General features: G+C 28.1%; 26 protein-coding genes. 23 read left to right on the top strand and 3 right to left on the bottom strand.

Features of this window, described 5'->3' with window-relative positions; genetic code table 11:
* Nucleotides 1-218: 218 nt before the first annotated feature.
* The 16 genes from HH195_RS07040 to HH195_RS06965 all read left to right on the top strand — a co-directional run bounded on the left by HH195_RS07040 (nucleotide 219) and on the right by HH195_RS06965 (nucleotide 15,412).
* On the top strand, nucleotides 219-1,103 hold the full coding sequence (locus tag HH195_RS07040) for a YicC/YloC family endoribonuclease (protein WP_055257212.1): 885 nt from the start codon (nucleotides 219-221) through the stop codon (nucleotides 1,101-1,103).
* Nucleotides 1,104-1,116: 13 nt separating this feature from the next.
* A complete protein-coding gene (gene remA, locus HH195_RS07035) occupies nucleotides 1,117-1,386 on the top strand; it encodes an extracellular matrix/biofilm regulator RemA (RefSeq protein ID WP_055257211.1) in 270 nt (89 codons plus the stop codon).
* Entirely contained in the window at nucleotides 1,379-2,026 is a 648-nt protein-coding gene (gmk, locus tag HH195_RS07030) for a guanylate kinase (RefSeq protein WP_371811688.1), read from the top strand. Before remA ends, gmk begins: the two co-directional genes overlap by 8 nt.
* A complete protein-coding gene (gene rpoZ / locus HH195_RS07025) occupies nucleotides 2,007-2,225 on the top strand; it encodes a DNA-directed RNA polymerase subunit omega (RefSeq protein WP_055257210.1) in 219 nt (72 codons plus the stop codon). The genes gmk and rpoZ overlap by 20 nt, the downstream gene beginning before the upstream one ends.
* Nucleotides 2,218-3,405, top strand: coding sequence for a bifunctional phosphopantothenoylcysteine decarboxylase/phosphopantothenate--cysteine ligase CoaBC (coaBC, locus tag HH195_RS07020; protein WP_196371917.1), 1,188 nt, complete (start codon nucleotides 2,218-2,220; stop codon nucleotides 3,403-3,405). The genes rpoZ and coaBC overlap by 8 nt, the downstream gene beginning before the upstream one ends.
* Nucleotides 3,406-3,446: 41 nt before the next feature.
* Nucleotides 3,447-5,648 (top strand): primosomal protein N', encoded by a 2,202-nt coding sequence (gene priA, locus HH195_RS07015; protein WP_196370440.1) that lies wholly within the window; start codon nucleotides 3,447-3,449, stop codon nucleotides 5,646-5,648.
* 12 nt (nucleotides 5,649-5,660) lie between these two features.
* Complete coding sequence (def, locus tag HH195_RS07010) at nucleotides 5,661-6,098, top strand: peptide deformylase (RefSeq protein ID WP_058992005.1); 438 nt, start codon at nucleotides 5,661-5,663, stop codon at nucleotides 6,096-6,098.
* An 18-nt stretch (nucleotides 6,099-6,116) separates the two neighbouring features.
* Nucleotides 6,117-7,046 (top strand): methionyl-tRNA formyltransferase, encoded by a 930-nt coding sequence (gene fmt / locus HH195_RS07005; RefSeq protein ID WP_196370438.1) that lies wholly within the window; start codon nucleotides 6,117-6,119, stop codon nucleotides 7,044-7,046.
* A 43-nt stretch (nucleotides 7,047-7,089) separates the two neighbouring features.
* Complete coding sequence (locus HH195_RS07000) at nucleotides 7,090-7,791, top strand: zinc metallopeptidase (RefSeq protein ID WP_055257206.1); 702 nt, start codon at nucleotides 7,090-7,092, stop codon at nucleotides 7,789-7,791.
* Nucleotides 7,792-7,802: 11 nt separating this feature from the next.
* A complete protein-coding gene (gene rsmB, locus HH195_RS06995; protein ID WP_196370436.1) occupies nucleotides 7,803-9,122 on the top strand; it encodes a 16S rRNA (cytosine(967)-C(5))-methyltransferase RsmB in 1,320 nt (439 codons plus the stop codon).
* Nucleotides 9,123-9,133: 11 nt separating this feature from the next.
* Nucleotides 9,134-10,171, top strand: a complete 1,038-nt coding sequence (gene rlmN, locus HH195_RS06990; protein ID WP_196370434.1) for a dual-specificity RNA methyltransferase RlmN — start codon at nucleotides 9,134-9,136, stop codon at nucleotides 10,169-10,171.
* An 11-nt stretch (nucleotides 10,172-10,182) separates the two neighbouring features.
* Entirely contained in the window at nucleotides 10,183-10,914 is a 732-nt protein-coding gene (locus HH195_RS06985; protein WP_055257203.1) for a Stp1/IreP family PP2C-type Ser/Thr phosphatase, read from the top strand.
* Entirely contained in the window at nucleotides 10,904-13,144 is a 2,241-nt protein-coding gene (gene pknB / locus HH195_RS06980; protein WP_196370432.1) for a Stk1 family PASTA domain-containing Ser/Thr kinase, read from the top strand. Before HH195_RS06985 ends, pknB begins: the two co-directional genes overlap by 11 nt.
* A 115-nt stretch (nucleotides 13,145-13,259) precedes the next feature.
* The gene (gene rsgA, locus HH195_RS06975) at nucleotides 13,260-14,129 is read left to right on the top strand and encodes a ribosome small subunit-dependent GTPase A (RefSeq protein WP_196370430.1); all 870 of its coding nucleotides are present in this window, start codon (nucleotides 13,260-13,262) and stop codon (nucleotides 14,127-14,129) included.
* Complete coding sequence (gene rpe / locus HH195_RS06970) at nucleotides 14,123-14,779, top strand: ribulose-phosphate 3-epimerase (protein ID WP_055257200.1); 657 nt, start codon at nucleotides 14,123-14,125, stop codon at nucleotides 14,777-14,779. The genes rsgA and rpe overlap by 7 nt, the downstream gene beginning before the upstream one ends.
* Nucleotides 14,780-15,412 (top strand): thiamine diphosphokinase, encoded by a 633-nt coding sequence (locus tag HH195_RS06965; RefSeq protein WP_058991992.1) that lies wholly within the window; start codon nucleotides 14,780-14,782, stop codon nucleotides 15,410-15,412. It abuts the gene before it with no gap.
* A 260-nt stretch (nucleotides 15,413-15,672) separates the two neighbouring features.
* Here the strand turns inward: HH195_RS06965 and rpmB are convergent, their stop codons facing one another.
* Nucleotides 15,673-15,864, bottom strand: coding sequence for a 50S ribosomal protein L28 (gene rpmB, locus HH195_RS06960; protein ID WP_055257198.1), 192 nt, complete (start codon nucleotides 15,862-15,864; stop codon nucleotides 15,673-15,675).
* Nucleotides 15,865-16,053: 189 nt separating this feature from the next.
* Between rpmB and HH195_RS06955 the strand changes: the two genes are divergently transcribed.
* The 6 genes from HH195_RS06955 to HH195_RS06930 all read left to right on the top strand — a co-directional run bounded on the left by HH195_RS06955 (nucleotide 16,054) and on the right by HH195_RS06930 (nucleotide 21,860).
* Nucleotides 16,054-16,401: an Asp23/Gls24 family envelope stress response protein gene (locus HH195_RS06955; RefSeq protein WP_055257197.1), complete on the top strand. Its 348-nt coding sequence runs from the start codon at nucleotides 16,054-16,056 to the stop codon at nucleotides 16,399-16,401.
* Nucleotides 16,402-16,413: 12 nt separating this feature from the next.
* Nucleotides 16,414-18,057 carry a DAK2 domain-containing protein gene (locus HH195_RS06950; RefSeq protein WP_196370428.1) on the top strand — a complete coding sequence of 548 codons (1,644 nt, stop codon included), beginning with the start codon at nucleotides 16,414-16,416 and terminating at the stop codon, nucleotides 18,055-18,057.
* A 117-nt stretch (nucleotides 18,058-18,174) separates the two neighbouring features.
* Entirely contained in the window at nucleotides 18,175-20,208 is a 2,034-nt protein-coding gene (recG, locus tag HH195_RS06945; protein WP_196370426.1) for an ATP-dependent DNA helicase RecG, read from the top strand.
* A 27-nt stretch (nucleotides 20,209-20,235) separates the two neighbouring features.
* Nucleotides 20,236-20,793, top strand: a complete 558-nt coding sequence (rsmD, locus tag HH195_RS06940) for a 16S rRNA (guanine(966)-N(2))-methyltransferase RsmD (protein WP_055257194.1) — start codon at nucleotides 20,236-20,238, stop codon at nucleotides 20,791-20,793.
* A gap of 1 nt (nucleotide 20,794) precedes the next feature.
* Nucleotides 20,795-21,298, top strand: coding sequence for a pantetheine-phosphate adenylyltransferase (gene coaD / locus HH195_RS06935; RefSeq protein WP_196370424.1), 504 nt, complete (start codon nucleotides 20,795-20,797; stop codon nucleotides 21,296-21,298).
* Entirely contained in the window at nucleotides 21,291-21,860 is a 570-nt protein-coding gene (locus tag HH195_RS06930) for an ATPase (protein ID WP_196370422.1), read from the top strand. The genes coaD and HH195_RS06930 overlap by 8 nt, the downstream gene beginning before the upstream one ends.
* On the opposite strand, the gene ylbJ is transcribed toward HH195_RS06930, so the two are convergent.
* Nucleotides 21,843-23,003, bottom strand: a complete 1,161-nt coding sequence (gene ylbJ / locus HH195_RS06925; protein ID WP_196370420.1) for a sporulation integral membrane protein YlbJ — start codon at nucleotides 23,001-23,003, stop codon at nucleotides 21,843-21,845. The two genes, HH195_RS06930 and ylbJ, sit on opposite strands and share 18 nt — an antisense overlap.
* A gap of 62 nt (nucleotides 23,004-23,065) precedes the next feature.
* Nucleotides 23,066-24,262 carry a nucleotidyltransferase gene (locus tag HH195_RS06920; protein ID WP_196370418.1) on the bottom strand — a complete coding sequence of 399 codons (1,197 nt, stop codon included), beginning with the start codon at nucleotides 24,260-24,262 and terminating at the stop codon, nucleotides 23,066-23,068.
* A gap of 311 nt (nucleotides 24,263-24,573) precedes the next feature.
* On the opposite strand from HH195_RS06920, the gene pta reads away from it, so the two are divergent.
* The gene (gene pta, locus HH195_RS06915) at nucleotides 24,574-25,575 is read left to right on the top strand and encodes a phosphate acetyltransferase (protein WP_195925223.1); all 1,002 of its coding nucleotides are present in this window, start codon (nucleotides 24,574-24,576) and stop codon (nucleotides 25,573-25,575) included.
* Nucleotides 25,576-25,594 lie beyond the last annotated feature (19 nt).

The raw sequence follows: 25,594 nt of genomic DNA, 5'->3' as shown, positions 1-25,594 counted from the left end.
GCCATAATAGTTATCTTAATAAATATTAATTTTAAGATAACTGTTATGGTCTTTTTTATGTAAATGTTAATAATTTGTTAATAAAATATTGACTAAATATTATTTATAAATTAAAGTATTTTATATCTATTAAATATGATACATATGTAATTTGAAAATTAAAATGTATTTTACCTTGTATTTATTAAATAACTAATTCAAAAGAGAGGAGTTCTTTTATGGTTAAGAGTATGACTGGCTTTGGAAGGGCATCTAGTGGCGAGGATAGTGATAAAAACTTTTCTATAGAAATTAAAAGCGTAAATCACAGATATTTAGATATAAATATTAAAATGCCTAAAACATTTGTGTCTTTAGAAGAAAAAATTAGAAGGTTAATATCAGAAAGACTAAGCCGAGGAAAAGTAGATGTATTTATAAATCTTAAAGATTATAGTAAAGCACAAGGAAGAGCTAAAGTTAATTTAGAGTTTGCTAAAAGTTATGTTAAGTGTTTGAATTCTCTTAAAAATGAATTTAAAGATTTAGAAGATGATATTAAATTATCTATGATTGTAAAACACCCAGAGGTTATAGTTATAGAAGAAAAAGAAGAAGATTTAGAAAAAATTTGGAATGATATAGAGGGTGTGTTAAGTGAAGCCATAGATGGAATTGTAGCTATGAGAGTAAATGAAGGTGAAAAATTAGCAAAAGATATTTTAGAAAAATCCTTTAAAATAGAAAAGTTAGTTAATTTTATCGAATTAAAATCATCTGTGGTTGTTGAAAATTATAGAGAAAAACTTAAAGAAAGACTTAAAGACTTTTTAGGAAATGTAGATATAGATGAGACTAGGCTTGCGACAGAAGTTGTAATATTTGCAGATAAAGCTACTATAGATGAAGAAATAATAAGGTTAAAAAGCCATATAAGTCAATTAAGAGAAAGCCTATCTTTTAAAGAATCAATTGGTAGAAAATTAGATTTTTTAGTGCAAGAGATGAACAGAGAAGCAAATACAATAGCTTCAAAATCTAATGATTTAGAAATAACTAATAGTGTTATAGATATTAAAAATATTATAGAAAAAATTAGAGAGCAAGTACAAAATATTGAATAACGGGAGGAATAAAATGGGTATAAAGCTAATAAATATTGGTTTTGGAAATATAGTTTCTGCAAATAGATTAATTGCAATAGTTAGTCCAGAGTCTGCTCCAATAAAAAGGATAATTCAAGAGGCCAGAGATAGAGGTATGCTTATTGATGCAACATATGGAAGAAGAACTAGGGCTGTTATAATAACTGATTCAGATCATGTTATATTATCAGCAGTTCAACCAGAAACTGTTGCACATAGACTTTCAACAAAAGATGAAGTAATAGAAGAGGATGATGAATAACATGAGGCACTGTAATAAAGGATTATTAATAGTTATATCAGGGCCATCAGGTGCAGGAAAAGGAACTATATGTAAAGCACTATTAGAAAAAAGACAGGATATAGAAGTTTCAGTATCAGCCACTACAAGAAATCCGAGAGATGGCGAAATAGATGGTGTAAATTACCATTTCCTAAAAAAAGAAGATTTTTTAAAAAAGCTAGAACAAGGTGATTTCTTAGAATATGCTCAAGTTTATGGGAATTTTTATGGTACTCCTAAATCTAATGTTGAAGAAGTTTTAGAATCAGGAAAAAATGTGATTTTAGAAATAGATATACAAGGTGCACTAAAGGTAAAAGAAAAGGCTACGGAAGGAGTATTTATATTTATATTACCTCCTTCTATGGAAGAACTTAAACAAAGAATAATAAAAAGAGGTAGCGAAACTCCAGAGAGTTTAATGACTAGATTTAAGTCAGCTTACCAAGAAATAAATTATGTATCAAAATATAATTATGCTGTAGTAAATGATAATGTAGAGGATGCAGTTCACAAAATAGAATGCATATTAACTGCAGAGATGTGTAGAGTAGATAGATTAAAAGAGACTGTAATAGAGTCAAAGGAGGATATTATTCATGAACAACTCTATGATTAATCCATCAATAGTGGATTTATTAGAAAAAGTAGACAATAGATATTCATTAGTTATAATAACATCAAAAAGAGCAAGACAAATAATAGATGGGTCTGAGGCTTATGTAACTGTACCATCAAACAAGCCACTTACAGTTGCTATAAACGAAGTTAATGATGGCTTCGTTAAATATGAGAATGTTAAAAATGATAATGAATAATAAAAAAGTATTATTAGGTGTAAGTGGTGGAATAGCTGTTTATAAGGCTTTAGATGTTATAAGTAGATTAAAGAAAAAGGGAATAGAAGTAAAAGTTATAATGACTAAATCAGCTACAGAATTTGTAACTCCTTTATCTTTTCAATCCCTAAGTGAAAATCCTGTGGTAATTAATATGTTTGATGAACCAAAGGCATGGGAAATACAACATATATCTTTAGCTAAATGGGCAGATTTAGTTGTGGTAGTTCCAGCTACTGCTAATATAATAGGGAAAGTTGCAAATGGTATAGCAGATGATATGTTATCTACAACTATTATGGCAACAAAAGCTGAAGTTATTTTTTGCCCAGCTATGAATACGAATATGTATGAAAATAAAATAGTTCAAAAAAATATGGCTACTTTAAAAGATTTGGGTTATGGTTTTATAAATCCAGCAAGTGGAAGACTAGCTTGTGGTGATATAGGACGTGGAAAACTTGAAAATACTGAGATAATTGCAGAGAAAATTATAAAGAAATTAAGTTCTAAAAGTAGAGATTTTGAAGGAAAAAATGTTTTAGTAACAGCAGGCCCTACCATAGTTCCAATAGATCCAGTAAGATATTTAACTAATAGATCAACTGGTAAAATGGGATATGAAATAGCCAAAGAAGCTAGAGATAGAGGAGCAAATGTTACTTTAATATCAGGACCTACTAGTTTAGATATCCCAACAGGTATTAACTTTATTAAAGTTAATACAAATGAAGAAATGCTTAATGCTGTACTTGATAACTTTAATGATAGCAACATAGTAGTAAAATCTGCTGCTGTGGCTGATTTTAATGTTAAAGAGTATAGTAAAGAAAAAATAAAAAAAACAGATTCTAATTTAGTTATAGAATTAGAAAGAGATAAAGATATTTTAGAAACTTTAGGTAAGCAGAAAACAAATCAAATAATAGTTGGTTTTGCAGCAGAAAGTAGCAATGTTATAGAAAATGCTAAAGCCAAACTAAAGAGGAAAAATATAGATTATATAGTAGCTAATGATATTACATCAAATGATACAGGCTTTGCATCAGATGATAATAAAGTTACTATAATAAGTAGTTTAGGGGATGTTATTTCTTTAGATAAAATGTCTAAAAGAGAAGTAGCAAAAAACATATTTGATATGATAAAAGGGCGCTAAGAGCGCCTTTTTATTCTATATACATATAGAGGATGATTTTTATGTATAATTTTGCGCAGGTTATAATAAATAGTGATGCTTTGCAAGTTGATAAGCCTTTTACATATAAGATAAGACCAGAGATGAGAGAAAAAATAAAAATCGGTTATAGGGTTTTGGTTTGCTTTGGAGCAGGTAATAAAAAAGTAGAAGGATTTGTTATAGGACTTTTAAATGATGTTTATGAAAAAAAATCTAATATAAAATATAAATATATAACGAAACTTTGTGATGAGGAAGCACTTTTAACAGAAGATGATTTTAAGATTGTAAATTTTTTAAGAGAAAAATATATGTGTAAATATATAGATGCTATAAGGATTTTGATTCCATACAGAATAATGGGAGGAAATACAACAAAAACCAAATCTGCGGTATTTTTCTCAAAAGAAATTGATAATATGACTTTACAACAAAAGGAAGCTTTAAATCATATAAAAAAATATAGTGGAAAATTTAATAAAATAGAATTAACTACTAAGACGAATATATCAGCGTATATGATAAACAAACTTATAAAGCTTGGTGCTTTAGAAATAAAGGAAATAGATATTAGTAGGATAGTAAATAGAGAATTCCCTGTTTATCCACCTAAAAAGTTAAATGAAGAGCAAATAAATGCTTATGATAAAATATTAGATACTAAAAAATCTATCTCTTTATTAAATGGTGTAACAGGTAGTGGAAAAACAGAGGTTTATATGAACCTTGTAAGTTATATGCTTTTATTAGATAAAACTTGTTTAATATTAGTTCCTGAGATTTCTTTAACACCTCAAATGATAGAACGTTTTAAAGGGAGATTTGGAAATGATGTAGCAGTTTTTCATAGTAAGCTTTCTACTGGTGAGAGATATGATCAGTGGTATAGGGTTAAAAATAGGGAAGTAAGTCTTGTAGTTGGAACAAGGTCAGCTTTATTTTTACCATTTAAAGATTTAGGGCTTATTATTGTTGATGAGGAACATGATAGAAGCTATAAATCAGATATGAATCCTAAATATAATACTATAGAAGTATGCGAATTTTTTGCGAAAATTAAAGGGTGTAAGGTTGTGTTAGGGTCTGCAACACCTAGTATAGAGAGTTTTTATAAAGCCTTAAATGGTGAATATGAACTTGTGATGATTAACAAGAGAGCAAATAATAAAAAACTTCCTAGCGTAGAATTAGTGGATATGAGGGAAGAACTTAAAAATAATAATAAATCTATATTTAGTAGAAAATTATTTGAAAAAATAAATGATAGATTAAATAAAAATGAACAAATTATATTATTTTTAAATAGAAGAGGTTTTTCAACGTTCGTTTCTTGTAGAAGTTGTGGTTATGTATTTAAATGTGAGAATTGTGATATATCAATGACATATCATAATAATGGATATTTAGTTTGCCATTATTGTGGAAGACGAGAAAAAATAAAAACAACATGCCCTAAATGTGGAAGTAGTTATGTGAAATACTTTGGGGCGGGAACGGAAAAGGTTCAAGAGATTGTGAAAAAATACTTTCCAAACGCTAGGGTGCTGAGATTAGATGTAGATACTACAAGAAGAAAGAATTCTTATGAAGCTATATATAATTCTTTTAAAAACAAAGAGGCTGATATATTAATAGGAACGCAAATGGTAACAAAGGGGTTTGATTTTGAAAATGTTACTTTAGTTGGGGTAATAACAGCGGATATGGCACTTAATCTTCCAGATTATAGGTCAAGTGAAAGAACATTTCAGATGTTAACGCAAGTAAGCGGAAGGGCAGGGAGAGGAGAAAAAGCTGGAGAAGTTATAATACAGACTTATTCTCCACAAAATTATGCTGTTTATCTAGCTAAGGATAGTAATTATAATGAATTTTTTAAAAGAGAAATAGTTATAAGAAAAAGTTTAGATTATCCACCTTTTAGTAAAATATTAATAATAAATATGGCGGGAGAGTCAGAAAAGAAAATTGAAATATTTAGTAAAAAATTAAAAAAAAGTTTACAAATGGTTTTAAAAGGGCATGATGAAGTACATATATATAATCCAAGTGCGTGTCCTATAAGCAAAATAAATAATATTTATAGATGGCAAATGATGATAAAAGGCAATTTTAGTGATATAATAACTGATAAAATAAAGAAAAATGTTTATGAAAATACAAAAAATATTTATAATGAAATAAGGGTTTCTTTAGATATAAACCCCAATAGTTTAATGTAAGGAGGAATATTTATGGCTATTAGAAATCTTAGGATTAATGAAGATGAAGTGCTTAGAAAGAAGTGTAGGGAAGTAGATAATATAACAGATAGAATAAAAATAACTATAAAAGATATGATAGAGACTATGTATGACAAAAATGGTGTGGGTCTTGCAGCTCCTCAAGTTGGAATACTTAGAAGAATATTTGTTATAGATGCTCAAGACGGCGAAGGGATAAGAGTATTTATAAATCCTCAAATACTAGAGACTAAAGGTTCACAAAAAGATATAGAAGGATGTTTAAGTCTTCCAGGACGCGAAAATGAAGTTGAAAGAGCAAATTATGTGAAAATAAAAGCATTAGATGAAAATGGTGAAGAATTTGTATTAGAAGGAGAAGGACTTCTAGCAAGAGCTATTCAACATGAAAATGATCATTTAGATGGAATATTATTTATAGATAGATAAAATAAGGAGAGAAATTTTATGAATATAGCGTTTATGGGTACGCCGGATTTTGCTGTACCTTCTTTAGAATTATTAATAAAAGAGTTTGGTGTTAAAGCAGTTTTTACGCAACCTGATAGACCAAAGGGAAGAGGTAAAAAGTTAGCTATGTCGCCTGTAAAAGAGGTTGCTATGCAAAATAATATACCAGTTTATCAACCTTTAAAAATAAGAAATGATGAAGAATCTATGACAGTTTTAAAAAATTTAGATTTGGATTTTATAATAGTAGTAGCTTTTGGTCAAATATTACCAAAAGAAATTTTGGATATACCTAAATATGGTTGTATAAATTTACATGGTTCTCTTTTACCTAAATATAGAGGTGCAGCTCCTATTCAGTGGAGTGTTATAAATGGGGAAACTTTAGCTGGAAACACAACTATGCTTATGGATATTGGATTGGATACAGGGGATATGCTACTTACAAATAAAGTTGAGGTGACTCCTGATATGACCTCTGGTGAACTTTATGAAATTTTAAAAGTTACAGGAGCAGATCTTTTAATTAATACTATAAATGAACTTGCACAGGGGAATATAAAACCTAAAAAACAAGATGATAGTAAGAGCTCATATGCTTCAATGTTAAATAAAGATATTGCTAAAATAAATTGGAATTTAAGTGCACAGAAAATTCATAACTTAATAAGAGGATTAAATCCTTGGCCAATAGCTACTACAAGTTATGGAGATTTAACCATGAAAATTTATAAATCTCATGTGGAAAATGTAAATTCAGAAAAAGTTCCAGGGACTATAATATCAGTTGATAAAAATGGAATAAAAGTTGCTACAGAAGAAGGGGTTTTAGTGATAGAAAAGCTTCAATTTCCAAATGGTAAACCACTTTTTGTTCAGCAGTTTATAAATGGTAATAAAATAGATATAGGTACTATATTAAAATAATAGTATATTATAAATAAAATATTAGGGATAGGGAGTGAAGATTATGTTTGGCTATTATGGAATGTTTTTTGATCCAACATTTATTATACTTGTGCCAGCTTTAATAGTATCTGCATGGGCGCAGTTTAAGGTATCTAGTACTTTTAATGAATATGAGAGAATAGAGAGCTTTAATAGATATAGTGGCTATAATGTGGCTAGAATGCTTTTAGATGATGCTGGTCTTTATGATGTTCAAATTGAAACAGTAAGGGGAAAATTAAGTGATCACTATGACCCAACCAAAAGAATTTTAAGATTATCTTCTGGTATATATAATGGAACATCTGTTGCGGCACTTGGAGTTGCAGCTCATGAGGTTGGTCATGCTATACAGCATAAAGAAAAATACAGCGCTCTTATATTTAGAAATTCAATAGCACCTGCTGTGAATTTTGCGTCTAGTATGTCATGGCTTTTATTTATAGCTGGGATAATTTTAAATTTTAGTGGATTAACAACAGTTGGAATTTTACTTTTTTCAGCAGTTGTAGTATTTCAACTTGTGACTCTTCCAGTAGAATTTAATGCTTCATCTAGAGCATTAAAGCTTTTAGAGCAAAGAGGTATTTTATATGGAAATGAAGTAAATGGTGCTAAAAAGGTTTTAAATGCAGCAGCTTTAACTTATGTAGCAGCTACTCTTATGGCAGTATCTCAACTTTTAAGATTAATAGTTTTAAGTGATAGAAATTCGAATAATTAGGAGTTTAAATAATGAATTCTAGAAAGATAATAGTAGAAATATTGGATAATGTAATAAAAAAGGGTGCATATTCTAATATTGAAATAAACAAAAGATTTAAAAATTCTAATATTAATGATAAGGATAGAGGCCTTATAACAGAGGTGGTTTATGGTACATTAAAAAATAAAAAAACCATAGACATAATTTTAGGAAGTTTTGTATCAGATGTTAAGGATATAGATGAAAAGGTAGTTAATATTTTAAGAAGTGCAATATATCAAATAAAATATTTAGATAGAATTCCTTCTTATGCGGTAGTTAATGAATCAGTTAATTTAGCGAAAATAAGAGCAAAAAGTTTATCGAGTTTTGTAAATGGAGTTCTTAGAAATTATTTAAGGAACTTAGATAAAGATTATAAAAAAGGACTAACTGATATGGAGAGTTTAGAATATTATTTTTCTTTCAATTCATGGATGATAAAATTATTCCTTAAACAGTATGGAAAAGAAAATGGAATAAAAATATTAAAAGGATTAAACGAAACTCCATATATAACAGTAAGAACTAATATATTAAAGACAACTAGGGAAGAACTTTTAAACTCTTTATTAGTTGAAGGTTATGATGTAGAAAAGGGATATATTTCAGATAGTGCAATAATGATTAAAAAAGGAAGTTCTATTGAAAAAAATTCCCTTTATACAAAGGGTATGTTTACAGTTCAGGATGAAAGTGCCATGCTAGTTTCAGAATGCTTAAATTTAAGATATAATGATATAGTTTTAGATATTTGTAGTGCACCAGGGACTAAGGGTACACATGTTGGTGAAATATTAAATAATACAGGAAAAGTTTTAGCATTTGATATACACACTCATAAATTAAAACTTATAGAAGATAATGCAAAAAGGCTTGGAATTTTTAATATAGAGGTAAAATTAGGTGATGCCTCTAAATTTAATAGGCAATATTTAAATTCCGCAGATAAGATACTTTTAGATGTTCCGTGCTCTGGTCTAGGAATAATAAGAAAGAAGCCTGAAATAAAATGGACTAAGACATTAAAAGATTTAAAAGATATAGAAAAAACTCAAAGGGTTATTTTAGAAAATGCATGGAGATATCTTAAAAGGGGTGGAGAGATGATATATTCAACTTGTACCCTTAATAAAGATGAAAATGAAGAAATTATAAATTGGTTTTTAAGAAAACATGAGGATTGTGAAGTTGAAAAAATAAATCTATGTAAAAAAGATAATATTTTATATAATACAAATGGAACAGTAACGATACTCCCTAATAAATATATGGATGGATTTTTTATTGCAAGACTTAGAAAAAAATAGTAGGTGAAAAAATGGTAAACATATTAGATTACACTTTAGATGAGTTGAAAATTTGGATGAAGGATAACGAAGAAAGTGCATTTAGAGCTAAACAAGTATTTGAATGGATATATAAAGGGCAATATGATTTTGATTTGATGAAAAACATATCATCTTCAACAAAAAATAAATTAAAAAAATTTTTCTATATAGGATTTCCAACGATTATAGAGACTTTAGAATCTAAAGAAGATAAAACTAGGAAGTTGTTATTGCGTCTTAATGATGATAATATAGTAGAGTGTGTTATTATGTCATATAAGCACGGAAATTCTGTATGTGTATCTACTCAAGTTGGGTGTAGGATGGGATGTAAATTTTGCGCTTCAACAATAGATGGTATGATTAGAAATTTAACAGCAGGAGAAATATTATCACAAATTATTCTTTGTCAAAATGTTTTAGGGGATAGAATATCTAATATAGTTTTAATGGGAAGTGGTGAGCCATTAGATAATTATGATAATGTTATGAAGTTTTTAGAACTTGTAAATTCAGATTATGGATTAAACATTGGACAAAGACATATAACTTTATCAACTTGTGGTATAGTACCTAAGATATATGAGATGGCAGATAAGGAAATGCAAATAACTCTTGCAATATCTCTTCATGCTACAACTGACGAAATAAGAAAACAAATAATGCCAATAGCAAATAAATATGATATAGCTCAAATATTAGATGCTTGTAAATATTATATAGAAAAGACAAGTAGAAGAATAACCTTTGAATATTCATTAGTAAAGGGAGTAAATGACAGTAAAGAAGATGCTAAGAGTTTAGGTGCTTTACTTAAAAATATGTTGTGTCATGTCAATTTGATACCAGTTAATGAAATAAAAGAAAATTCATTTAAAAAATCATCTAAAAATGATATAGCTAATTTTGTATCTATATTAAAATATTATGGTATAGAAGCTACAGTAAGAAGAGAAATGGGATCTGATATTAATGCGGCATGTGGACAACTAAGGAGGAGTTATATTCAGTCTAAAAAGCAGGATTAGGGGGAACAAAAATGATTGGTTTTTTTACTGACAATGGTAATGTGAGGGAACTAAATGAAGATTATTTTGCATATTGTATAGAGGATAAATTCTCGCTTTATATAGTAGCAGACGGTATGGGAGGACATAATGCTGGAGAAGTAGCTAGTAAAATGGCTGCAGAAGGTATAATGAAGTATATAAAAGAAAAAATTGGTAAAATATCAATTGATAACATTTTAGAAGAGGCTATATCTAACGTTAATTTAGATATATATGAGTTAGCAACTTCGCAAAAAGGTTATGGTGGAATGGGAACAACTTTAACTGCAGCATTTGTATATAATAATAAAATACAAATAGCTAATGTTGGGGATAGTTGTTGCTTTGGTTTAAGTAATAAGGGGATAGATAAATTAACAAGAGATCATTCTTTAGTGCAAGAACTATTAGATAGTGGTTGTATAACTGAGGAAGAAGCTAAAAATCACCCAAGAAAAAATATAATAACGAGAGCTTTAGGTACTAATAATAGAGTAAATGCAGATATAATAGGAATGGATAAAAATGAATATGATTTGTTTTTATTATGCACAGATGGCTTTGCAAATGATTTAGAAAAAGATGAGATGTGGAGAGAAATAATAAACTCTAATGATTTGAATAAATCATGCGAAAAATTAGTTGAGGTAGTTAAACAAAGAGGGGGACGAGACAATATAACAGTTCTAGTTTTTGGAGGAGAGAGTCAAAATGATAGGTAGTATTTTAGGTGATAGATATGAAATCTTAGAGCAAATTGGCGAAGGTGGAATGTCTTATGTATACAAAGCTAGATGTAGAAAATTAAATAGATTTGTTGCGGTAAAAGTTTTAAAAGATTCATTTAAGGATAATGAAAATATAGTAAATAAGTTTAAAAAAGAAGCCACATCAATAGCTAATCTATCTAATCCTAATATAGTTAATGTATTAGATGTTGGAAGTACAGATGGTGTAAATTATATAGTAATGGAGTATGTAGAGGGAAAAACTCTTAAGGATATAATAAAAGAAAAGAAAAAAATTCCGTATGATATTGCTATAACATTTGCTATTAAAATAGCTAGAGCTTTAGATTGTGCACATAAAAATAATATTATACACAGAGATATAAAGCCTCAAAATATATTAGTAACAAGGGATGGAGTTGTTAAGGTTACAGACTTTGGAATAGCAAAATCCATGAGCGAATCAACTATATCTCATACTAATAGTGTTTTAGGCTCAGCTCATTATTTTTCTCCTGAGCAAGCTAAGGGAAGTTATGTAGATTATCGAACAGATCTTTATTCTTTAGGTATAGTTTTATATGAAATGGTAACAGGAGAGGTTCCTTTTGATGGAGATTCACCAGTAACTGTTGCAGTTAAGCATATACAAGAAAATCCTATTGAACCAAAAGTTTTAACATCTGAAATTCCAGATAATCTTAATAATTTGATAATGAAGGCTATTAGTAAAGATCCATCTAGTAGGTATCAAACAGCACTTGAATTTATAGATGCTCTTGAAAGAATTAAAAATAATGAAGATTTCACCATGATGATGGATAAAGTTGAGATTGATGATTCAGGATTTACAAGAGTAATGGATCCTATAGTAGATGATGATTTGGTTAAAGAAAATTCAAATAATAGCAATATGCAAAGTGAAGAAAATTCTAACGATAACAATGGAATAGATAAAGATTTAAAAAAGGTTTCTCAAATTCATGAATCAAAACCTATAAAAGATCCAAAGCCAATAAAAAAAGTACAAAATAAAGGAAATAAAACTATAATAGCTGGAGTAATAATAATAGCTATAGCAATAGTTGGTGCAGGTGCATTTGTTGGAATAAATATGGCTAAAGGCTCATCTAATGTAACATCATCAAGTTCCACAGCTCAAGTAACTGTGCCGGATTTAGTTAATCAAACAAATGCAAAAGCAAAAGCACAACTTACAAAGTTAAACTTAGTATATGAAGAAAAAACAGTGGAAAGTTCTGAAGCTGAAGGAACAGTATTAAGTACAAATCCAGTAGCAGGAACTAAAGTTACAGAGGGAAGTACTATAATAGTTACTGTAAGTGGAGGACAAACAACAATAAATCTTCCGAGTTTAGTTGGATTATCATTAGAAACAGCAAAATCAACTATAACTAGCAATGGACTAAAAGTTGGAACAATAACTTATGAATATAGTAATACTGTAGCATCAGGAAATGTAATAAGTAGTTCTCCAATTAGTGGAAGTGGAGTTCCAAGTGGATATAGTATAAATCTTGTGGTAAGTAAAGGAGCTAATTCATCAACAATTACAGTACCAGATTTGACAGGAAAAACAGTTGAAGAATCTAAAACAATATTAAAAAATTTAGGTCTTAACGTAAATGCTGTTAAAGGAGAAAATGCTCCAACATCATCACAAAATGGATTGATTTACAGTCAAGATCCAGCATCTAGTTATCAAGTGAAATCAGGTTCAACTGTAAATGTAACATATTATGGAGATTACGCAGATAACTCAAATAATAATTCAAACAATAATGCTGATTCGAATAATAACTCAAATAACAATAATTCAAATAATAGTTCGAACAGTAATAATAGCTCGAATAACAATAATTCCAATAATAATAACTCAAATAATAATAGTAATAGTTCGAATAATGACAATAATAAACAAGACAATAATTCAGGTAATAATTCTAATTCTAGCAAGCCTAATGACAATTCAAGTAATAGCACAGCTGGGAATACAGATAATAATAGTTCAAATGTTATAAGTACATCACCTCTTATTGGAATGACTGGTCAACAAGCTATATCATGGGTAGCATCTCATGGTGGTTCAATAAGGTTTGATCAAAAAGGAACTGCAGACATGAATTCATGGAAAGTTGTAAGTGTTAGTTCAAGCACAATGACTAAGGGTGGTTCAATAACAGCGACATTGCAAGCACCATAATAAAGATTAATTCAAGAGATTAGAGTAAATTTACTTTAATCTCTTAAATTTTATTTTGGATTATATTATTTTATAGTATATAATTATAAGTAAGATTAAAAAAATTGGAGGTATAATGGAAGGAATTATTTTAAAGGGAATTGGTGGATTTTATTACATAAAGGTATCTGATAATATAATAGAATGTAAAGCTAGAGGTAAATTTAGATATGAATCATTAAAACCTATGGTTGGAGATAGGGTGAAAATAAACATGGTAAATGGCAAAGGAACGATAGAAGAAATATTGCCAAGAACATCAACTCTTATAAGACCAACTGTGTCAAATGTTACACAAGCGTTCGTAGTTTTTGCAATAAAAAAGCCAGATATAAACTATGATCTTTTAAACAGATTTTTAGTTCTTTGTGAGTATAATAATATAAAATCAATTGTATGTTTAAATAAAAGAGATTTATGTACTGAACAGGAAAGGGAAGAAGTAAGAAAGACAATAAATAATATAGGATACGAAGTGTTGTTTATTAATGCTAAAGAAAAGCAAGGAATAGATGAATTACAGGAAAGATTAAAAAATAATATAAGTGTACTTTGTGGTCCATCTGGTGTTGGAAAATCGACGCTTTTAAATGCTTTAATAAATAAAAAACATATGGAAACTGGAGAAATAAGTGAAAAACTAGGTAGGGGAAAGCATACTACAAGGCATAGTGAACTAATAGAGATAAAAGATGGCTTTTTAGTAGACACACCTGGATTTTCTACATTAGGCTTAGATTTTATAGATAAAGATGATTTAAAATATTGTTTCCCAGAGTTTGAAAATTATAATGATTCTTGTAAATTTAAAGGGTGTAATCATTATAAAGAGCCAAATTGTGCAGTTAAAAAAAATGTAGAAGAAAATAATATAAATAGATTAAGATATGAATTTTATGTAAAGACATTAGAAGAAATAATGAATAGGAGAGTGACAAAATGGTAAATTTAGCACCATCAATATTATCAGCAGATTTTTGTAATTTAGGAGCACAAGTAAAAACAGTTGAAGAAACTAATACTGAATTTCTTCATATAGATATAATGGATGGTAGTTTTGTTCCTAATATAAGTTTTGGATTTCCAGTAATAAAAGCGCTTAGGAAAAATAGTAAAATGATATTTGATGTTCATTTAATGATAGAAAATCCATCAAAATATATAGATGAATTTGTAAATTGTGGAGCAGACATAATAACTTTTCATTATGAAGCTGAAAGACATATAGATAGAACAGTAAATTATATAAAGAATAAAGGATGTAAAGTTGGGATAGCATTAAATCCAGCAACTCCTGTAAGTGTTTTAAAAAATATATTACCAAGTTTAGATATGGTGCTTATAATGTCAGTTAATCCTGGATTTGGAGGTCAAAGCTTTATAGAATATTCTATAGATAAAATACAAGAAGTTAAAAATTTAGCTAAGAAGTTAAATAAGCAAAATCTTTTAATAGAAGTAGATGGTGGAGTAGATACACATAATATAAAATCTATTGTAGAAGCTGGTGCGAACGTATTGGTTGCAGGTTCTGCTGTGTTTAGAGAAAATAAAATAAAAGAAAACATAAATGCGTTGAATGAGGCTTTAAGATAAATGAAGGTTTTAATAGTATCAGGAGGAAATCCACCTAAAAAAGATATATTTTTAGAAGAAATGAAAAGTAGCGATATATTAATTGGAGCTGATAGAGGATGCGAAACATACTTTAAGTATGGCTTTGTTCCACATTATGCTCTAGGAGATTTTGATTCTATAGATGATTTTTATAAGGATAAATTAGAAGGTATAAATGTTTTAAAGTTTAATAGCGAGAAAGATAATACAGATTCAGAGATAGCTCTTTTAAAGGCTATTGAACTTAAAGCAGATAAAATATGTATTTTAGGAGTTACAGGAACTAGGTTAGATCATGTTTTGGGAAATTTAGGGCTTTTAAATATAGCGCTAAACAATAATATTGAATGTTATATAAGGGATAGTAATAATCTTATCTTGCTAACTAATAAGGATATTGTGCTAGAAGATAAAGGATATAAATATATATCTTTTCAAGCTTTTGGAAATGATGTTGAAGGTTTTTCTATAATAGGAGCAAAATATGAAGTTGAGAATAATATATTAAGTTTTGGAGAAGGTAAATTTATTTCCAATGAATTTTTAGATAATAAAAAGATAAATATAAAGTTTAAAAAAGGAAAAATTTTAATAATATATTCAAAAGATTAGCAATAAATTCATAAACCTAGAATATAATAAAATAAGAATAATTTTATTAGGGGGAAAATATGAGAATAGTTGCAGTGAAGTTACCAAAATGTTTATGTAGAATATTGAGAGTATTTAAGGGGAAAAAGAAAGATAAAACTACATAAAATAAAAAAGCAGTATCTAATTTTAGATACTGCTTTTTAATATATTAATGTATAAAATTTTTAAACAAAAGAAAAATGCAATTGTTTATCAATTGCATTTTCTACAAAGAACTATTATAGAGCTCTTTGTACTTTTCCAGATCTTAAACATCTAGTACAAACTGATATAGTTTTTGGAGTTCCATTAACTATAGCTTTAACTTTTTGTACGTTTGGAGCCCAAGTTCTGTTAGAGTGTCTATGAGAATGACTGAATTGTCTTCCAGATATAACACCTTTATCACATATTTCACATCTTCTTGACATTTTTAAAACACCTCCTACCTTATAATATAAATTTCAATAGGACGTTACTATTCTAACATAACATATATAAGTTACGCAAGTACAAAAATTAGATTATTACTAAATATTTTACATATTACATTATATAATTCTTGAATAATAAAAATATTTAATATAAAATATATTATATGAATAAGAGGAGGAATCGTAATGATTGGATATTCTAATGAACATGGTAATGTTATATATGCAGATGAAGTAATATCAAAGATTGTAGGTTTAGCTACAATGGAATGTTACGGTGTTGTAGGCATGGTTTCTAAAAGTGCAACAGAAGGTCTTTGGGAACTTATGCGAATTGAGAATTTAGCTAAAGGTGTAAAGATAGAGCATAAAGATGAAAAATTAATAATAGAACTTTTTGTTATGGTTGAGTATGGAACAAAAATATCTGTTATATCAAATAATATAATACAAAAGGTAAAATACAATGTAGAGAATTATACAGGATTAAAGGTGGCAGCAATAACAGTTAATGTTCAAGCAGTTAGAATTTAGGAGGTAGACGTGATGAATTTTACAAAGATAAATGGAGGTCATTTTTACTCTATGATGAGTAATGCGGCACTTAGATTAGAGGAGAAAAGTGATTATGTAAATTCTTTAAATGTCTTCCCAGTTCCAGATGGAGATACAGGAACAAATATGTCTATGACATTTAGAACGGCAGTTAAAGAAATAAGCGAAACGGATTTGAAAAGTATAGGAGAAGTTTCCAAAAAAATGGCAAAGGGAGCCTTGATGGGAGCTAGGGGAAATTCAGGAGTAATTTTATCTCAAATACTACGAGGAATATCAAAAGGATTAGAAAATAAAGAAGAAGTTAACAGTAAGGAATTTGCAAATGCTATATTAGAAGGAAGTAAGGCTGCATATAAGGCTGTTATGAGACCTACAGAGGGTACAATATTAACAGTTATAAAATCAGCAGGGGAAACTGCTATTAAAAATAATGATGTTGAAGATATAGCCAGCCTTATGAAAAAGATTTGTATTGAGAGTAAAATGACATTAGATAAAACTCCTGAGATGCTTCCAGCACTTAAGAAGGCTAAGGTTGTAGATTCAGGTGGAATGGGTCTTTTGATAATACTTCAAGGTATGTTAGAAGTATTAAATAATGATTTGGAAATATCTAATATAGAAAACAATAGTGGTATAACTATTAAAGAAAGTAATTTAAATACATTAAACGAAGAAGATATAAAATTTGGGTATTGCACTGAATTTATAATACTAGGTGATGCAAAGTATGCCGATGATTTTAGAAAATCAATAGAAAATATGGGGGATTCTGAAATAGTAGTAGGATATGATGACATAATAAAGGTTCATATTCATACAAATGATCCTGGAAAAATTTTATCAAAGGCTGTATTAATTGGTGAGTTATCTAAGATAAAGATAGATAATATGAGAGAAGAGCATAGAGAACTTTTAGGTGATTTACAAAATCAAATTATGGAAACTAGTGTAGCAAAAGAAATAGATGGAGGAAAAAAATATGCATTTGTTTCAATTGCTATGGGAGAGGGAATAGCAAATATATTTGAAGATTTAGGTGTTGACAAAGTTATAGAAGGCGGTCAAACTATGAATCCTAGCACTCAAGATATATTAAAAGCAATAGATACTATAAATGCTGAGCATATAATAATATTCCCAAACAATAAAAATATTATCATGGCAGCAAATCAAGCGGCTGAAATGTGTGATAAGGATATAAGAGTAGTTCCAACAAAGACAATTCCTCAAGGTATAACATGTATAACTATGTTTAATGGAGAAGATGATATAGATACAAACATGGAAAACTTAAATTCTGTAATGGAAGTGGTTAAAACAGCTTCTGTAACTTATGCTGTAAGAGATACAGAAATGGATGGAAAACAAATAAAAGAAGGAGATATTTTAGGGCTTATAGAAGGTAAAATATCTGAAGTTGGAAATGATGTTTGTGTTGTTGCTAGAAGATTATTGGAAAATCTAGTAAATGATGATTCTGAGCTTATAACTATATTTAAAGGAAAAGATATGAAAGATAATGATATATCTATGTTTATAAACGAGATAGAAGAGAAATATAGTAACTTAGATGTTCAATATTACAATGGTGATCAACCATTATATTATATGATAATGTCAGTGGAATAAAATTTTAGTACTACATTTTAAATTAGGCTTTGCTAAATTTGCAAGGCCTAATTTTCATAGAATTTTAATGAATTTCTGCTAAATTTATAAGTATAGAAAATAAAAGGAGGAAATATTTTGGATATATATTCAGATATATCTAGTATTGATGGGGTTGGAAAAAAAACTCAAGAAAAATTCAATAAATTAGGTATATTTACTGTTTTAGATCTTCTTTTATATTTTCCTAGGGATTATACATTTTTAAATGTAGATATTTTAAACATCAATAATTTAAATAAAGGAAAATCAATATTAAGGTGTAGGGTAGAAAAATATATAGGGACTGTTTTAACTAGGAGTGGAAAAAGATTAACTACAATAGAATTTTCCTATGGTAATAAAAGAGTCTTGGGAAAGTGGTTTAATAGTTCTTATATAAGTAAAAAATTTATCATAGGAAAAGAGTATAATCTTTTAGGGATTTTTAAAGAAGTTGGTGCTAATGTAGAAGTAATAAATCCTATAATATCATGTAATGATTCTTTTGAAAGTAGAATAATTCCTGTGTATAAATTAAAAGATGATATAAAAAATACTATGATAACTAAAGTTATAAATATCGTTTTAGATAACATAAGTATAAAGGATAATTTAACTGAGGATATAATAAAGAGGTATAATCTTATATCACTAGATAATGCAATAAGGCAGATACATTTTCCTAAAAATAAACAAGTTTTGAATGATGCGATAGAAAGATTGAAGTTTCAAGAATTGTTTACATATTCTTTGAAACTTATGATGCTTAAAAATAAGGTAAATAACAAAGAAGGTATAGAATTTAGGATATTTACTAAAGAGTTAATAGAGATAAAAAAATCTTTACCATATGATTTGACTAATGCACAAAATAAAGTTATAAGACAGATTTTACATGATGCAAAACGACCTGTAGCTATGAATAGATTGGTTCAAGGGGATGTGGGGTCTGGGAAGACATTAGTTGCATTAATTGCTCTTTTTAATGCTTACAAAAATAATTATCAGTGTGCATTTATGGCTCCAACTGAAATACTTGCAGTTCAACATTTTAATGAGGCTAAAAAAATTTTAAAAGATTTTAATGTATCCATAGAACTTTTAACAGGAAATACTAAGAAAAAAGAGAAGGATAGAATAAAAGATATAATAAGACAAGGGACTCCTGTTATAGTTATAGGAACGCATGCTTTGATAGAGGATAGTGTTGAATTTAAAAATTTAGGTCTCATAGTAACTGATGAACAACATAGATTTGGCGTTAAACAACGTAGTAAACTTATAAATAAAAATAAGATGTGTGATGTTTTGGTTATGACTGCAACACCAATTCCAAGAACGGTTTCTCTTTATTTGTATGGAGATTTGGAAATTTCAGTAATAGATGAGATGCCACCTGGCAGAAAGAAAATAGAAACTTTATTATTTGATAAGCAAAGTAGAAAAATAGCTTATAAAATGGCTTTAGATGAAATTAAAGAGGGAAGGCAGATATATATAGTAGCTCCGCTTATTGAAGATAATGAAAAATTAAAATTAAATTCAGTTGAAATGGTATATAAAGAAATTAAATCTTCTGTGTTTAGTAATATACATGTAGAAATTCTTCATGGTAAAATGACATCTAAAGAAAAAAATGATATAATAAATGGGTTTAAAGAGGGGGATATAAAAGCAATAGTATCAACTACAGTAATAGAGGTTGGAGTTAATGTACCAAATGCTAGCGTTATGATAATAGAAAATGCAGAAAGATTTGGGCTAGCACAGCTTCATCAATTAAGAGGAAGAGTTGGAAGAGGGGAATATAACTCTAAATGTTTTTTAATATCTGATGGTGTAAATTCAATAACTAAAAGAAGAATGGATATTATGACAAAAAGTAGTGATGGTTTTTATATAGCAGAACAAGACTTTAAACTAAGAGGTTCAGGAGAAATCTTTGGTGTTAAGCAACATGGAGATGATCAATTTATATTAGCTAATGTTATAGAAGATATAGATATTTTAAGATGTGCAAATAAAGAGGCAAGAGAAATTGTACAAAATAAAAATCAAGAAAGTAAAAAAATATGTTATGAAATATCAAGAGGTTTAGAAAATACTACAAAATATATATGTTTTAATTAAAATTTAATTTTATGGAGGAATATTTTTATGAGAATAATAGCAGGAAAAGCTAGAGGAAGAAAACTTTTATCGCCAGCTACGATGGAGACAAGACCAACATTAGATAGAGTAAAGGAATCTATGTTTAGCATGATACAAGCTTATATAGTTGATGCTGAAGTTATAGATGTATTTGCTGGAACAGGTAGTTTAGGGTTAGAGGCTGCAAGTAGAGGGGCTAAGGAGTGTTATTTAGTAGATAAAAGCCCAGTAACATTTCCAATACTAAAAAAGAATATAGAAAATTTAGGGTTTAAAGATTTTTGCACAGCTTTAAATACTGATGCATATTCAGCTCTTAGAAGTTTAGCAGCGAGAAACAAGGTTTTTGATTTAATATTTATAGATCCGCCATATTTAAAAAACTTAATTCCAGAGGCCATGGAGATAATAGATGAAAAATCTATGTTAGATCCTGATGGATTAATAGTAACTAAAATAGATACTAGTGAAGAGATTTTTCAAGGAACAAGACGTATAAAGTTAACAAGAACTAAAGTGTATGGAAATACAACAGTATGTCTTTATAAAATGGAGGAGGAGTAAAATGAAAAGGGTGGTATTCCCAGGTAGTTTTGATCCTATAACTAAAGGTCATTTAGATATTATAGAAAGAGCGGCGAAAATATTTGATGAAGTGATAGTTGCTGTTTTGGTAAACGTAGATAAAAAAGGATTGTTTACAATAGATGAAAGGGTTAAGCTTATAGAAAAAACTGTTTCTAATATTAATAATGTAAAGGTAAAAAGCTTTAAAGGTCTTTTGATTGATTTTTTAAAAAGGGAAGGATGTACAACCGTGGTAAAAGGTTTAAGAAATGCTACTGATTATGATTATGAGGTACAGATGGCTATAATAAACAAAGCTTTGGATGAGAAAATTGAAACATTATTTTTAATAGCCAAAAGTGAATATTGTAGCGTTAGTTCATCAGTAGTAAAACAAATCGGCATGTTAAATGGAGATATTAAAAAATTTATTCCAAGTTGTATTATTGAAGATTTTAATGATAAGATAAATAAGATTACCAGAGGTGGGGAAAATGAGTGATGGATATTATATAATGGAATTTGTAGATGATATAGCTAAAATAATAGATACAGCATCTAAGGTTCCTATGACAGGAAAAGTAATGCTAGACAAAAGAGAGCTGTTAGACATTATATATAGTGTGCAAGATCATTTACCAGAGGAAATAAGAAATGCTCAGCTTATAATAAACCAAAAGGATAGAATTCTACAAAATGCAGTAGCTCAGAAAGAACAAATGCTATATGAGGCTAAAAGAGATAGTGATAATCTAAGACGAGACACGATGGAAATGATGAAAAACAGGGTTCAAAATCATGATTACGTTAAAGAAGCTAAAGAGGTAGCAGAAAAATTAATAGCAGAAGCTAATGAAAATGCTACTGCTATTAGGCAAGATGCTGAAAATTATGTTGATAAATTATTAAATGATCTTGAAGAGGAAATTAAAATTAAAAATAAAGAGTTATTAAATTATATGAAGGTTAATATGGAGCAATTTGCATTAAATCTTTCTACTAATTTAAATGCTGCAACAGATGATATAAGGGACAATATAGATGTATTAAGAAGTAGAGATTAATTTATATATAATTGCGATTAATAAATTAATAAGTATAAATGTTATCAGAGGAGTTATATATAAGTAAACTATTGTACCGCTTGAGAATGTTGAAATACTTTGCTTAAAAAAAGAAAATATAAAAAACATAATTGCAAATGAAATGATGCCTTGCAATAATTTTGTGAAAAAATACTTAAGTATAGATATATTTTCTTTATAAAAGAAGGAAGTCGTTTGAGCGATTATTGATAATCCACCAAATGAACACAAAAAAGAAATTAAACAAAGTTTTAGCGAAATGTCTAAATTGCTTGATGAAATTATGTTACAACCATTAGTTGCTTCGATGCTTCCAAGTAATATTCCAGATATTATATCAAATGGAATGTTAAATTTTTGGCATAAATTAAATATTAGTTTATCAGAAAAAATTATTTCTTGAAGCATGCTTATAACAACAGAAAATATTGTAACATAACCACATAAAATAAGTGCGTTCAAAGCTGCATCAGAGATAGAATCTTTAATTATTTCGCCAATGTTTTTAGCTTTAACTGTATTTTTGATGGCGTTATTAAAAGAAGAGGTTAAAGGCCTCTTTTTTTTATTTTTTAACAGTATTCCAATTATAAAGCATGATAAATAGCTAGGAATTAGCAGTAGATAACCAAGTTTTGTACTACCAAGCATAGATGTACCAACAGTACCTATTAAAAATAAAGGTCCTATATTAGATGCTATATTTAAAAGTCTTGCAAATTCGTCTTTAGATATAAGATTTTCCTTATAAAGATTGGTTGAATATTTAGCACCTAAAGGATAGCCACAAAGAAAGCTAGCAATAATAGCGAAACTACATTGATAATTTAAGTTTAATGGTTTGCATATTAATGGGCCTAAAACTTTAGAATACATTTTTATCCCATCTAAAGCAATTATTAAATTACATATTACCATAAATGGGAACATTGTAGGAAAAACAGAGGAAAAAAATAGTTTAGCCCCGTTTAAGGAAGCATTTATACAAAGTTTAGGATTTAGAAGAAAATAAGTTACTGTTAGAGTTAAAAATATTGAGAAAATATTATTATATTTAATATTTAAAAGTTTTTTAAGAATCAGTGATAGTATAATTATTAATATAAGTAAAATACTGTACATAAATTCCTCCAAGTAAATTTTATATACAGTATTTATATTTGCTTAACATTAATAATATTATTTTATTTTAAAATTATAGGGCTTATTTTAAAATCAGCATTATGCATAATATTATTATTTAAAAGAGAGTAAAGGTTTGTGGCTTTTATATCTATAGATAGCATAGGGTCTGTATTTTTTGATGATATTTTATTAACAATTTTTATTTTAGAATTTTTTTTGATTTCTTTTAATATTTTAGCACCATTTTTATTTAATCCAAGAACTCTTATATATTGCGGTTTTGATTTACTAAGTAAAATATCTTCTTTACTTAAAGATAAAAAACATTGGCATAAAACCCTACTAATCCTAGTATAAGAATATCTTTTGCTTTTACAAGACATTATAAACTCATCAAAATTATTGAAATTACCTATATTGTTTAATATTTTATTCCCTAGTCCTTCATTTGCATCTGGGATATTACTTAAAAATTGAGGATTGCTTAAAAGTTTATATTTTACATAAAAAAACATTCTATCTAGGTCAGATATTTTAGAGTTTTCTAATATTTCATAAGTATACTTAGGAATAACATTAATACAGCTTTTTAAAGATTTCTCAGTTATAGCTTTTCTAATAGAAGATGCAGAAGAAAAGTTATATTGATTTAGATTGTTATCATTATAACCAGAGCCTTGTCTAGTTATTGTAATTGGATTTATATTACTTTTTAGCTTAAACAAAGATTTACAGTATTCAATGGCTAAAATATTGTTTGAAGAATTTAAAATATGTTCTATATTATCTATATTAGAATTTTTAATATATTTTTCAATAGCTATACTTCTAGCTTTAGGAAAAGATAGACCTAAGTTTAATTGTTCTTTTAAATCTTTTTTAAATTCTAGAGGTTCATTTACTAAAATTTCAGCAATTTTTTTTAATGTAGTTACATCTCCACATTCAGAACCAAAACATATATTATCAACTATATTTAAACTATTTAGAGTTGAAATAGCTCCAAAAGCAAAATATTCGGCTGAGGATACAGAATATATTGTTGGAAGCTCTAAAACCAAATCAACGCCTCCTAAGAGAGCCATCTTGGTTCTAGACCATTTATCAACTATGGCAGGAATTCCTCTTTGAACAAAATTACCGCTCATTATACAAATTGTATAATCACAGTTGGTTTTTTGTTTAGAAGAATTTATGTGAAATTCATGGCCTAAATGAAATGGGTTGTATTCAGTGATTAATCCTGTTATTTTCATAAACTATAATCATCCTTTTTATTATATAAAAATTTTTTATTGAGTTAATTTTTATACCATTTTATAATAAAAGAAATAAAAAATAAAGAATTTATGATATGTATAATTAAATAATTTTTTATAATTAAATAAAGGATATTGGAAATCTACATAAAAAACGCTTAAAATATACATATTAAAAAGAGTTAAAATTCTGATAATTCTTAATATAAGAGAAATAACTTTTTATTATTGAAAATAATACACAATTAGTAGTATAGTAATAACTATAGATTAAAATTACGTTTTTATTAGTGGAAGGAGAAATGAACATGGAACTTATGAAACAAATTTGGGATAAAGCCCGTAATAATAAAAAAACAATAGTATTACCAGAAGGTGATGAAGAAAGAACTTTAGTAGCAGCTCAAAAAATAGTAGAAGAAGGATTAGCTAACATTTGTTTAGTAGGAAATAAAGAGGATATAGAAAATAAAGCTGCAAAATTAAATGTAAATTTAGAAGGTGTAGAAATAATTGATTCAACAACTTCAGATAAGTTAGAAAAATATGTAAATGCATTTTATGAATTAAGAAAAGCAAAAGGAATGACACTAGAAAAAGCTGAAAAAATAGTAAGAGATCCATTATATTTTGCAACAATGATGGTAAAATTAGATGATGCAGATGGTATGGTATCAGGTGCTGTTCATACAACAGGAGATCTTTTAAGACCAGGTCTTCAAATAATAAAAACAGCTCCAGGAGTATCAGTTGTATCTAGTTTCTTTATAATGATGGTACCAGGATCAAGTTATGGTAAAGATGGAATGCTTTTATTCTCAGACTGTGCTGTTAACCCAAATCCAAATTCAGATCAATTAGCAGCAATAGCAATAGCTACAGCTGATACTGCAAAACATCTTTGTGGAATAGATCCAAAGGTTGCTATGTTATCATTCTCAACAATGGGAAGTGCAGATCATGAACTTGTAACAAAGGTTAGAACTGCTACAGAGAAGGCTAAAGAATTAAGACCAGATTTAGATATAGATGGAGAATTACAATTAGATGCAGCTATAGTTGAAAAAGTTGCTAATCAAAAGGCTCCAAATAGTAAGGTTGCAGGAAAAGCTAATGTTTTAGTATTCCCAGACTTACAAGCAGGAAATATAGGATATAAATTAGTTCAAAGATTTGCAAATGCAGAAGCTATAGGACCAGTTTGTCAAGGATTTGCAAAACCAATTAATGATTTATCAAGAGGATGTAGTTCAGAAGATATAGTAAATGTTGTTGCCTTAACAGCAGTTCAAGCACAAAATATAAAATAATTGATTTTTTATATAAATA

The sequence above is a fragment of the Candidatus Sarcina troglodytae genome, from assembly GCF_015708635.1.
Taxonomy (GTDB): Bacteria; Bacillota; Clostridia; order Clostridiales; family Clostridiaceae; genus Sarcina; species Sarcina ventriculi.
This window is presented reverse-complemented; position numbering and strand designations above follow the sequence as displayed.

What these genes read in the sequence shown, in the direction of transcription:
- pta (WP_195925223.1), top strand. Translation starts at nt 24,574, where the DNA reads ATGGAACTTATGAAACAAATTTGGGATAAAGCCCGTAATAATAAAAAA.
- gmk (WP_371811688.1), top strand. Translation starts at nt 1,379, where the DNA reads ATGAATAACATGAGGCACTGTAATAAAGGATTATTAATAGTTATATCA.
- remA (WP_055257211.1), top strand. Translation starts at nt 1,117, where the DNA reads ATGGGTATAAAGCTAATAAATATTGGTTTTGGAAATATAGTTTCTGCA.
- HH195_RS07000 (WP_055257206.1), top strand. Translation starts at nt 7,090, where the DNA reads ATGTTTGGCTATTATGGAATGTTTTTTGATCCAACATTTATTATACTT.
- rsmB (WP_196370436.1), top strand. Translation starts at nt 7,803, where the DNA reads ATGAATTCTAGAAAGATAATAGTAGAAATATTGGATAATGTAATAAAA.
- pknB (WP_196370432.1), top strand. Translation starts at nt 10,904, where the DNA reads ATGATAGGTAGTATTTTAGGTGATAGATATGAAATCTTAGAGCAAATT.
- HH195_RS06920 (WP_196370418.1), bottom strand. Translation starts at nt 24,262, where the DNA reads ATGAAAATAACAGGATTAATCACTGAATACAACCCATTTCATTTAGGC.
- rpe (WP_055257200.1), top strand. Translation starts at nt 14,123, where the DNA reads ATGGTAAATTTAGCACCATCAATATTATCAGCAGATTTTTGTAATTTA.
- priA (WP_196370440.1), top strand. Translation starts at nt 3,447, where the DNA reads ATGTATAATTTTGCGCAGGTTATAATAAATAGTGATGCTTTGCAAGTT.
- HH195_RS06985 (WP_055257203.1), top strand. Translation starts at nt 10,183, where the DNA reads ATGATTGGTTTTTTTACTGACAATGGTAATGTGAGGGAACTAAATGAA.
- coaBC (WP_196371917.1), top strand. Translation starts at nt 2,218, where the DNA reads ATGAATAATAAAAAAGTATTATTAGGTGTAAGTGGTGGAATAGCTGTT.
- HH195_RS06930 (WP_196370422.1), top strand. Translation starts at nt 21,291, where the DNA reads ATGAGTGATGGATATTATATAATGGAATTTGTAGATGATATAGCTAAA.
- rpmB (WP_055257198.1), bottom strand. Translation starts at nt 15,864, where the DNA reads ATGTCAAGAAGATGTGAAATATGTGATAAAGGTGTTATATCTGGAAGA.
- HH195_RS07040 (WP_055257212.1), top strand. Translation starts at nt 219, where the DNA reads ATGGTTAAGAGTATGACTGGCTTTGGAAGGGCATCTAGTGGCGAGGAT.
- def (WP_058992005.1), top strand. Translation starts at nt 5,661, where the DNA reads ATGGCTATTAGAAATCTTAGGATTAATGAAGATGAAGTGCTTAGAAAG.
- rsgA (WP_196370430.1), top strand. Translation starts at nt 13,260, where the DNA reads ATGGAAGGAATTATTTTAAAGGGAATTGGTGGATTTTATTACATAAAG.
- ylbJ (WP_196370420.1), bottom strand. Translation starts at nt 23,003, where the DNA reads ATGTACAGTATTTTACTTATATTAATAATTATACTATCACTGATTCTT.
- rsmD (WP_055257194.1), top strand. Translation starts at nt 20,236, where the DNA reads ATGAGAATAATAGCAGGAAAAGCTAGAGGAAGAAAACTTTTATCGCCA.
- fmt (WP_196370438.1), top strand. Translation starts at nt 6,117, where the DNA reads ATGAATATAGCGTTTATGGGTACGCCGGATTTTGCTGTACCTTCTTTA.
- HH195_RS06955 (WP_055257197.1), top strand. Translation starts at nt 16,054, where the DNA reads ATGATTGGATATTCTAATGAACATGGTAATGTTATATATGCAGATGAA.
- rpoZ (WP_055257210.1), top strand. Translation starts at nt 2,007, where the DNA reads ATGAACAACTCTATGATTAATCCATCAATAGTGGATTTATTAGAAAAA.
- HH195_RS06965 (WP_058991992.1), top strand. Translation starts at nt 14,780, where the DNA reads ATGAAGGTTTTAATAGTATCAGGAGGAAATCCACCTAAAAAAGATATA.
- HH195_RS06950 (WP_196370428.1), top strand. Translation starts at nt 16,414, where the DNA reads ATGAATTTTACAAAGATAAATGGAGGTCATTTTTACTCTATGATGAGT.
- rlmN (WP_196370434.1), top strand. Translation starts at nt 9,134, where the DNA reads ATGGTAAACATATTAGATTACACTTTAGATGAGTTGAAAATTTGGATG.
- coaD (WP_196370424.1), top strand. Translation starts at nt 20,795, where the DNA reads ATGAAAAGGGTGGTATTCCCAGGTAGTTTTGATCCTATAACTAAAGGT.